This window comes from Blastomonas sp. (genome assembly GCF_041747255.1).
Classification (GTDB): Bacteria; Pseudomonadota; Alphaproteobacteria; order Sphingomonadales; family Sphingomonadaceae; genus Blastomonas.
Window position 1 is genome coordinate 1 of record NZ_JBGTFM010000099.1, and the last position, 7,033, is coordinate 7,033.

A 7,033-nucleotide genomic window follows, 5' to 3' on the forward strand; every position below is an offset into this window, starting at 1 on the left:
CGCCAGCGGCGGGGAGCGCCGCCGCGCCGCGATTTGCCGCGCGCTCGCCTCTGATCCTGATGTGCTGCTGCTCGACGAGCCGACCAACCACCTCGATCTGGCCGCCATCGACTGGCTGGAAAGCTGGCTGGGGCGGTTCAACGGCGCGTTCGTCGTCATCAGTCACGACCGGACCTTTCTAGAGCGTCTGACCCGCCAGACGCTCTGGCTGGACCGGGGCAACCTGCGCCGTCAGGAGATCGGCTTCGGCGGCTATGAGGCGTGGATGGAGCGCGTCTATGCCGAAGAGGCGCGCGCCGCCGACAAGATGGACGCCAAGCTGAAGATAGAGGCGCACTGGCTGGAACGCGGCGTCACCGCCCGGCGCAAGCGCAACCAGGGCCGCTTGTCCAAGCTGTGGGAGATGCGCGCGCAGCGTGCCGCGATGCTGGGGCCGGTTGGCACTGCAAAGCTGAAAGCGGTGAGCGATGACAGCAAGACCAAGTCGGTGATCGTCGCCGACCGGGTGTTCAAGACCTTCGGCGAGGGTGAGGCTGCGCGCGCGATCATCAAGGACTTTTCCCTGCGCGTACAGCGCGGCGACCGCATCGGCATCGTGGGCGCGAACGGCGCGGGCAAGACCACGTTGATCCGGCTGCTGACCGGTGAGCTTGAGCCCGACAGCGGCACGGTGACGCTCGCCAAGACGCTCGACGGGGTGATCATCGACCAGCAACGCAAGCTGATGTCGCCCGACAAAAAGGTGCGCGACGTGCTGGCTGAGGGCGGCGACTGGATCGATGTGCGGGGGGTGCGCAAGCATGTGCAGGGATATCTGAAGGAGTTCCTGTTCGACCCCGGTCTGGTCGATGCGCGCGTCGGCACGCTCTCGGGCGGCGAGCGATCACGGCTGCTGCTGGCGCGCGAATTCGCCCGCGCATCCAACCTGCTGGTGCTTGACGAGCCGACCAATGATCTCGATCTTGAAACGCTCGATCTGCTGCAGGAAGTGATCGCCGATTATGACGGCACAGTGCTGATCGTCAGCCACGACCGCGATTTTCTTGATCGCACCGTCACCGTCACGCTCGGCCTCGACGGATCAGGCGTGGTCGATGTCGTGGCGGGCGGCTATGCCGACTGGGAGGCCAAGCGCAAGCAGCGCGTCGCCGGCTGGACGAAGTCGAACGCCGCCAAGGCCGACCGCCCGGTCGACGTGCCCAAGCCGCCTGCCGCGCGCGTCAAGCTGAGCTACAAGGACCAGCGCGATTACGACCAGCTGCCCGAAAGGATCGAGGCGATCGAGGCGGCAATTGCGCGTGATGAGGCTGCGCTTGGTGATGCTGACCTGTATGCACGCGATCCCACCTGCTTTGCGGAGCTGACCAAGGCGATAGACGCCGCCCGCGCCGAGAAGGACGCCGCCGAACAGCGCTGGCTTGAGCTGGCAGAGCAGGTTGAGGGATTAGCGGGCTAGTCGGTTGGGGCTGGTCCCGTCTGGCCGCAGCGCGGGGGACGTGTTCATAGCCCCATTCAAAGGAAAGCCCCCCTTAGTCCGCCTTCACCCGCTGGCGATAGGCATGGAGCAGCGGCTCGGTGTAACCGCTCGGCTGCTTCACCCCCTTGAACACCAGATCGCGTGCCGCCTGGAATGCCAGCGAACCCTCGGGATCGCTCGCCATCGGCCGGTATAGCGGATCGCCCGCGTTCTGCGCATCGACCTTGGCCGCCATGCGCAGCAACGCGGCATCGACCTCCTGCTCGGTGCAGACCCCGTGCAGCAGCCAGTTGGCCAGGGCCTGCGAAGAGATGCGCAAGGTCGCCCGGTCTTCCATCAAACCGACGTCGTGGATGTCGGGCACCTTGGAACAGCCGATGCCCTGATCGACCCAGCGCACGACATAGCCCAATATCCCCTGCGCATTGTTGTCCAGCTCGGCGCGGATGTCCTCCGGCGACCAGTTCTGCCCGGTGGCGAGCGGCACGTTGAGCAATGGCTCAAGCCCCGGCACGGGCTGCGCGGCGATCTCGGCGCGCCGGGCGAACACATCGACCTTGTGATAATGCATTGCGTGCAAGGTCGCTGCGGTGGGCGACGGCACCCATGCGGTGTTCGCCCCGGTCATCGGATGACCGATCTTCTGGTCCATCATGTCGCGCATCATGTCAGGCGCGGCCCACATGCCCTTGCCGATCTGCGCCTTGCCATCGAGCCCGCACTTGAGGCCGATGCCAACATTGCGCGCCTCGTACGACTTGATCCAGTCGGACGCTTTCATGTCGCCCTTGCGGATCATTGGCCCAGCCTGCATCGAGGTATGGATTTCATCGCCGGTGCGATCAAGAAAGCCGGTGTTGATGAACACGATCCGGTCTTTCACCGCATGGATGCACGCGGCGAGGTTGGCCGATGTCCGGCGCTCCTCATCCATCACGCCGACCTTGATCGTGTGCCGCGTTAGGCCCAGCAGGTCCTCCACCGCATCGAACAGATCGTTGGTGAAGGCGCACTCGTCTGGACCGTGCATCTTGGGCTTGACGATATAGATGGAGCCCGCGCGGCTGTTGCGATAGCGGCCCAGCCCCTTGACGTCATGACAGCCGATGGCGCTGGTAAACACCGCGTCCAAGATGCCTTCGGGCGCTTCGCTGCCATCGCCGAGCAGTACCGCAGGGTTGGTCATCAGATGCCCGACATTGCGCACGAACAGCACGCTGCGCCCCGGCAGGGTAAACATGCTGCCATCGGGGGCGGCGTACTCCCGGTCGGGCTCAAGCGCGCGGGTCAGCGTCCTGTCGCCCTTGGCAAAACGCGCCTGCAAGTCGCCGCGCATCAGACCCAGCCAATTGGTATAGGCGAGAATCTTGTCCTCGGCATCGACGGCGGCAACCGAATCTTCCATATCGACAATCGTCGTCAGCGCCGCTTCGAGCAGCACATCGGCGATCCCCGAAGGATCATCGCGGCCAATCGGGTGATCGGCATCGAACACCACCTCGATATGCAGGCCGTTGTTGCGGAACAGCCGTCCCTTGGCGCTCTTGCCGACATATTGCTGCGGATCGGCGAGCGCGATGCCGTTTGACGGATCACCCAGTTCTGCCCATGTGCCATTCGCCAGCGGTACCGCCTCATCGAGGAACGCCTTTCCTGCCATGACCACCGCAGCGCCGCGCACCGGATCATAGCCGCCACCTTGCGCGGGCGCGGCATCGAGCGCATCGGTGCCATAATAAGCATCATACAGGCTGCCCCAACGCGCATTGGCGGCGTTCAGGACGAACCGGTCATTGAGCGAGGGGACGACCAATTGTGGGCCTGCCATCGTCGCAATCTCAGGGTCGACATTGGCGGTTGTGATCGAAAAGTCCTGAGGAGCTGGCACCAGATATTTGATATCATGCAGGAACGTGCGGTATTCGATTGGGTTGATGCCTTGCCCCCGGTGCGCCCGGTGCCAGTCGTCAATTTGCTCCTGCAGTTTCACACGCGTGGCCAGCAGATCGCGATTCACCGGCGCGAACCGCTTGAGCAATGCCGCAAACCCGGCCCAAAAAGCTTCGGGATCCATCGCCAGTGGTGCCAGCACCGAATCGGTGATGAACGCGTGCAGCGCGCCGTCGATGCTGATGCCGTTGCTTTCGATATAGTCGCTCATGCCGGTTCCTCTTTGCTTGGCGCGTCACAGGCCAGCCCCGGCGCGGGGAGGCGCACGATGCAATGGCCGTCAATGTCATTTTCCGGGGAGGAATGATGCAAGCCTATGGCGAGCCGGTCCACCAAAGTAAATCCGCTTTGCGCCGCGATGGGTGGCAGGCTGCGGCAAACCGGGCTATGGCTGCGCAGATGACGACGAGCCTCACCCGCCTGCCCGCATCCGACCAAGCAGTGCTTGCCACCATCGACCAGGCGGCGATGCTGGCGCAGGTCGAGCGCTGGGCGGCGATCAACAGTGGCACCACCAATCTGGCCGGCCTCGCGGCGACCGCAAAGTTGCTGGCCGATGCCTTTGCGACATTGCCCGGTGAAGTGCTGCTGGTCGATCCTGTCCCCCAAGACACCGTGCGCGCCGATGGCAACATCGTAGAGGTCCAACGCGGCCAGCATCTTGTGGTGAGCGTGCGCCCCGATGCGCCGCTGCGGCTGCTGCTCACTGGACATATGGACACAGTGTTTGCCGCCGACCATCCGTTCCAGACGCTGACCTGGCTTGAGCCCGGTGTGCTCGGCGGGCCCGGCGTTGCCGACATGAAAGGCGGCATCGCAGTGATGCTGGCTGCGCTGCAAGCGCTGGAAGCCTCTCCGCTGGCAAGAGCGATAGGCTATGACGTGATGATCAACAGCGATGAGGAGGTGGGCTCGGGCGCATCCGCGGCGTTGATCGCTGATCTGGCGCGCGGTAAATTGGCGGCGCTGACCTATGAGCCTGCGCTGCCCGATGGCACGCTCGCCGGAGAACGCGGCGGCAGCGGTAATTTTTCGATCATCATCACCGGGCGCTCGGCTCATGCCGGACGCAACCCACAGGATGGCCGCAATGCGCTGGTCGCGGCTGCCGATCTGGCGGTGGGGCTCAAGACGCTGACCCGCGACGACCTGTCGGTCAATCCGGCGCGGATCGATGGCGGCAGCGCCAACAATGTCGTGCCTGATCACGCGATATTGCGTGTGAACTTTCGACCACAAAGTCTTGACGCTCAGGCGTTTGCCGAAGACAGCCTGCAGCACCTGTGCAATACGATTGCCGCAGAGCATGATGTCACCGTGCACAGCCACGGCAGCTTTGGCCGCCCGCCCAAACCGATTGATCCAGACGCGGCGAAGCTGTTCGGCCTGGTCAAGCGCTGCGGTAAAGAGCTGGGGCTTGAGATCGGCTGGCGCGGCACCGGCGGGGTGTGCGATGGCAACAATATCGCGGCCTGCGGTGTGCCGGTGGTCGATACGATGGGGGTGCGCGGCGGTGCGATTCACAGCGCGGACGAGTTTCTGATCGTGGACAGCCTGGCCGAGCGCGCACGGCTGTCGGCGCTCACGCTCATGCGGATTGCTGCACGCCAAGGGTTATAAGTCTGGGGGAATTATGAGCTTTGTTATCCGGGCCGCAACGCCCGACGATCTGCAGCCGATCTACGAGATGGCCAAGCTGACCGGCGGCGGCTTTACCAACCTGCCCGCCGATCGCGCGTCGCTGCTCGCCAAGCTGGAACGCTCGGGCACGGCATTTGCGCGCACCGACGAGGAGCTGGCGGACGAACTGTTCGTGCTGGTGCTGCAAAATACGCAAACCGGCGATATCCGGGGCACCTGCCAGCTGATCACCCGCGTCGGCCAGCACTGGCCGTTTTATTCCTATCGCCTCAGCACGCTCACCCAGCACAGCGCCGAGCTGGGCCAGACCTATCGCGCCGAAATCCTTAGCCTGGTGACCGATCTTGAGGGCGCATGCGAGGTCGGCGGGCTGTTCCTGCACCCCGGCGAGCGCGCGGGCGGGCTGGGCCTGTTGCTGGCGCGCAGCCGCTATCTGTTCATCGCCATGCACCGCAAGCGCTTCGCCGACCGCATTCTGGCCGAACTGCGCGGGGTGATCGACGAAGCGGGCGATTCGCCGTTTTGGGACAGCATCGCCGGGCGGTTTTTCGGGATGAGCTTTGATGAGGCTGACACGTTTAATGCGCTGCACGGCAACCAGTTCATTGCCGATCTGATGCCCAAGCATCCGGTCTATGTCGCGATGCTCAGCGATGCCGCGCGCAATGTCATTGGCAGGCCCAACGTCAGCGGCCGCGCAGCAATGCGGATGCTGGAAAACGAGGGCTTTGCGTACGAAAATTACGTCGATATCTTCGATGGCGGCCCGACAATGACCGCGCGGACTGATCTGGTGCGCAGCATCAGCCAGTCGTGCAATGCTGTGGTCAGCGGGCTATGTGATGGGGATGGCGGCACTTTGTCGCTGGTCGCCAGCGGCCATCTGCGCAACTTCCGCTGCGCCTATGGGCATGTGGCGGCGGGCGATGACGGGGTGCTGCTGGACGCCAAGGCCGCAAGCGTGTTGGGCGTGAAACAGGGCGATACAGTGCGGTGGATTGAGAGGTAAACCCCCTCTCCCCAGCGAGGGAGAGGGTTGCGCAGACTTGGGCACGCATGTGCCCTAGTCGAAGCTGGGAGAGGGGGCGGCGGCTACAGACCCACGCCAGCGCAGCACCCCCTCATCCAACTGCGCCTAGCAGGCAAGCCTGCAAGGCTTCGTATCCTTCTCCCTCAAGGGGCGAAGGAATTTAAGAGGAAATTATGCTCAAAGAAATCAACTTCGACGGCATCATCGGCCCCAGTCACAATTACGCTGGGCTCAGCCCCGGCAACATCGCATCGGCCAGCAATGCAGGTGCCGTCAGCCAACCGCGCGCCGCAGCGTTGCAGGGCGTTGCCAAGATGCGCGCCAATCTTGCTCTCGGGCTGGCGCAAGGCTTTTTTATGCCGCTCGGCCGGCCCAATGCGGGCTGGCTGGCGCTGCTCGGCACCGATCTGGCAAGCGCCGATCCGCACATGCGCGCCGCCGCCTTTTCCGCCTCGTCAATGTGGGCCGCCAATGCCGCAACCGTATCGCCCGCGCCCGATACCGCCGATGGCCGCTGCCACCTGACCGTCGCCAATCTACTGACGATGCCGCACCGCAGCCACGAATGGCCGGGCACGCTGGCACAGCTGCAGCTCGCCTTTGCCGACCGCAAGCACTTTGCGGTCCACGCGCCGGTGCTGGCCCCCTTTGGCGATGAAGGCGCGGCCAATCACATGCGGCTGGCCGAGCGCCATGACCAGCCGGGAGTCGAGATATTCGTCTATGGCAGGTCGGGCGGCCCCTTCCCCGCGCGCCAACATATCGAATCGGGCAAAGCGATTGCGCGCCGCCACGGCCTCGATGCAGAGCGCAGCCTGTTCATCCAGCAGAGCGAGACCGCGATTGCCGCCGGTGCGTTTCACAATGATGTGGTCGCGGTCGCCAACGAAAATGTGCTGTTCGCCCACGAACAGGCGTTCGAGCATCGCGACGCC

General features: G+C 64.2%; 5 protein-coding genes. 4 read left to right on the plus strand and 1 reads right to left on the minus strand.

The genetic code is table 11. The features are described from left to right. A partial coding sequence (locus ACEW8G_RS03305; RefSeq protein WP_373487022.1) for an ATP-binding cassette domain-containing protein occupies positions 1-1,456 on the plus strand: 1,456 nt, incomplete at its 5' end. Positions 1,457-1,529: 73 nt separating this feature from the next. Here ACEW8G_RS03305 and ACEW8G_RS03310 read toward each other — a convergent pair. Further along, positions 1,530-3,638, minus strand: coding sequence for a malate synthase G (locus ACEW8G_RS03310; RefSeq protein WP_373487023.1), 2,109 nt, complete (start codon positions 3,636-3,638; stop codon positions 1,530-1,532). Positions 3,639-3,895: 257 nt separating this feature from the next. Here ACEW8G_RS03310 and ACEW8G_RS03315 point away from each other — a divergent pair, with 257 nt between their 5' ends. The 3 genes from ACEW8G_RS03315 to ACEW8G_RS03325 form a co-directional block, all read left to right on the plus strand. Continuing rightward, entirely contained in the window at positions 3,896-5,047 is a 1,152-nt protein-coding gene (locus ACEW8G_RS03315) for a hydrolase (protein ID WP_373487025.1), read from the plus strand. 13 nt (positions 5,048-5,060) lie between these two features. Further along, a complete protein-coding gene (locus tag ACEW8G_RS03320; RefSeq protein ID WP_373487024.1) occupies positions 5,061-6,077 on the plus strand; it encodes an arginine N-succinyltransferase in 1,017 nt (338 codons plus the stop codon). A gap of 191 nt (positions 6,078-6,268) precedes the next feature. Then, a partial coding sequence (locus ACEW8G_RS03325) for an N-succinylarginine dihydrolase (RefSeq protein WP_373487026.1) occupies positions 6,269-7,033 on the plus strand: 765 nt, incomplete at its 3' end.

Bases quoted from the DNA above. Each gene is read 5' to 3' on its own strand.
- ACEW8G_RS03320 (WP_373487024.1), top strand. From the start codon at position 5,061: ATGAGCTTTGTTATCCGGGCCGCAACGCCCGACGATCTGCAGCCGATC.
- ACEW8G_RS03310 (WP_373487023.1), bottom strand. From the start codon at position 3,638: ATGAGCGACTATATCGAAAGCAACGGCATCAGCATCGACGGCGCGCTG.
- ACEW8G_RS03315 (WP_373487025.1), top strand. From the start codon at position 3,896: ATGCTGGCGCAGGTCGAGCGCTGGGCGGCGATCAACAGTGGCACCACC.